Annotated in this window: 4 protein-coding genes; all 4 read right to left on the bottom strand. The window is 59.6% G+C overall.

All coding sequences use genetic code 11. From position 1 onward, the window contains the following. On the bottom strand, positions 1-380 hold a 380-nt coding region (locus tag NKI72_RS34880), incomplete at its 3' end, for a substrate-binding domain-containing protein (RefSeq protein WP_352852231.1). Between the two features lie 219 nt (positions 381-599). Further along, positions 600-782 carry a hypothetical protein gene (locus NKI72_RS34875; RefSeq protein ID WP_023679139.1) on the bottom strand — a complete coding sequence of 61 codons (183 nt, stop codon included), beginning with the start codon at positions 780-782 and terminating at the stop codon, positions 600-602. A gap of 113 nt (positions 783-895) precedes the next feature. Beyond that, complete coding sequence (locus NKI72_RS34870) at positions 896-1,018, bottom strand: hypothetical protein (protein ID WP_023679140.1); 123 nt, start codon at positions 1,016-1,018, stop codon at positions 896-898. Positions 1,019-1,061: 43 nt separating this feature from the next. After that, positions 1,062-1,646 (bottom strand): gamma-glutamylcyclotransferase (locus NKI72_RS34865; RefSeq protein WP_352852229.1); only part of this gene is annotated, 585 nt, incomplete at its 5' end.

The following is a 1,646-nucleotide window of genomic DNA, read 5'->3' as shown; positions in this document are numbered from 1 at the left end:
CTTGCAGATAGCGCGATCCCGTCTGCCATGCCGCCGCCGGCCGAAAGCACGGGGATCTTTGCGTCCGCCGCCGCCTGGAGCCCGGCCGCCAGGCCCGTCGAATCGAAGACCGTGACGATGATGGCGTCCACCTTCTTGGTTGCCAGCTGCTTGATGCTGGTGATCGCTTGCGAAGGATCGCCGTTGGCATTGAGCGTTTCCACCGACCAGCCCTTAGACTTGGCTTCCTGGCTCATCGTGTCGACCATCTGGTTTGTGTCGACGTCGGATGTCGAGAAGGTGACGATGCCGATCGTGAGCTTGTCATTCGTGGCGAGGGCGGTCGACGTGAAGGATGCTGCGACGAGCGCTGCGGTCGAGAGTTTCTGAAAGCGGTTCACTGTGCGTATCCCCTGTTGACCGAGTGTTCCGGCTCACCTCCAGACCGCGCAGCAGCCCAGCTTGGGCGCCATCTACAGGTCGTCACAGTCAGTCTGTTTGTTCGTGCGAGCCACGTACTAACTATAGGCACAAGCTCTTATGCCGCGCAACGGCTAATTTCAACCGGCTTTGGTCACTCGAGGTTCATTCGCTGTGGGGCTCTTGGGGCAAGCGCGCAGCTAGGCCGCCTTCTTGATCTCCGCGACCTGAACGCCCAGTCGGAACGCCTGACCGTCTGCGAACGAACGCGCGTAGCTCTCAGATGTAAAAGGGACCGTGGTGGTGGTGCCGTTGACCGTCACGCGAACCGACCACTCTTTGTCCCTAATGATTTCAACGGCATGTTGCTCATGCGCAGCCATGCATTCCTCCCAGAATCTTCCGTTGAGGATGGGAGGATAGCGTCGTAAAACTGGTTTGCATGCAAATAATCCGACACCGCGACGTCGAAATGTCGAAACACGCACAGCTAGGCTTAAGTCGATGGCCTCGCCTTGAGCTGTTCGAGGTGTTCCTTGGCGAGGTTGAAAAGTGCGGTGGCAGTCTCTTCAGCCTCCGCCCGGAAGCGGACATCGCGGGTGACAATGCTGGAGGTCATGTTCGCGCCAACTGCGGATGCTTGAAGCGACCGCTCCGTCGGCTCAAAGAACGTTCCGCTCCGCCGGGTTTCGCTCTATCAACTCCGCCACAAGGCGTTGAAGCCGCCAGAGGCTGCTGTCATGTATGCCTTTGGCTTCGAGGTGAGAAACCGTGTTGAACAGGTATTCGGCCCCGCTTCCCCAATGACCGCAGGCCAGGGCCAGGACATCGGCAACGGCTTCAAGCGACTGACGACCGGCATAGAGAGGTGACGCGCGGTTCATCACAAAGGCCAAGGCCGAGATAGGCCCGGAAGCAGTCGCCACCGTGATCCACCGGGGCATGCTGTTGGCCGGCTTATAGGTGAATTCGCGTCGAAAGAGTTTGCCGAATTGGCGTTCGAGGTTGTCCTTTGGCAGGTCGTACAGGACGCCGCTGCATTGCCCCCCACGATCGAGGGCCATCATAAGGCCTGGCTGCTCCGGCGTGCCCCGAAAACGGGTCATGCGAAAGCAGAAAGCGCGATGCCACCCACGAGCGAGGCCTACCTGCTCACCGATATGCTCGATCTCCGGCTTCCAGATCAAGGAGCCGTAGTTGAACAGGCGGGTCGGTGCTTTCGGGGCCGGATGAGTTCGGATCATTTG

Origin of the sequence: Mesorhizobium sp. M0437 (genome assembly GCF_040321335.1) — a bacterium.
In the GTDB taxonomy this organism is placed as follows: domain Bacteria; phylum Pseudomonadota; class Alphaproteobacteria; order Rhizobiales; family Rhizobiaceae; genus Mesorhizobium.
The sequence above is the reverse complement of the archived record's forward strand: the minus strand, read 5'-3'. Positions and strand labels throughout refer to the sequence as shown.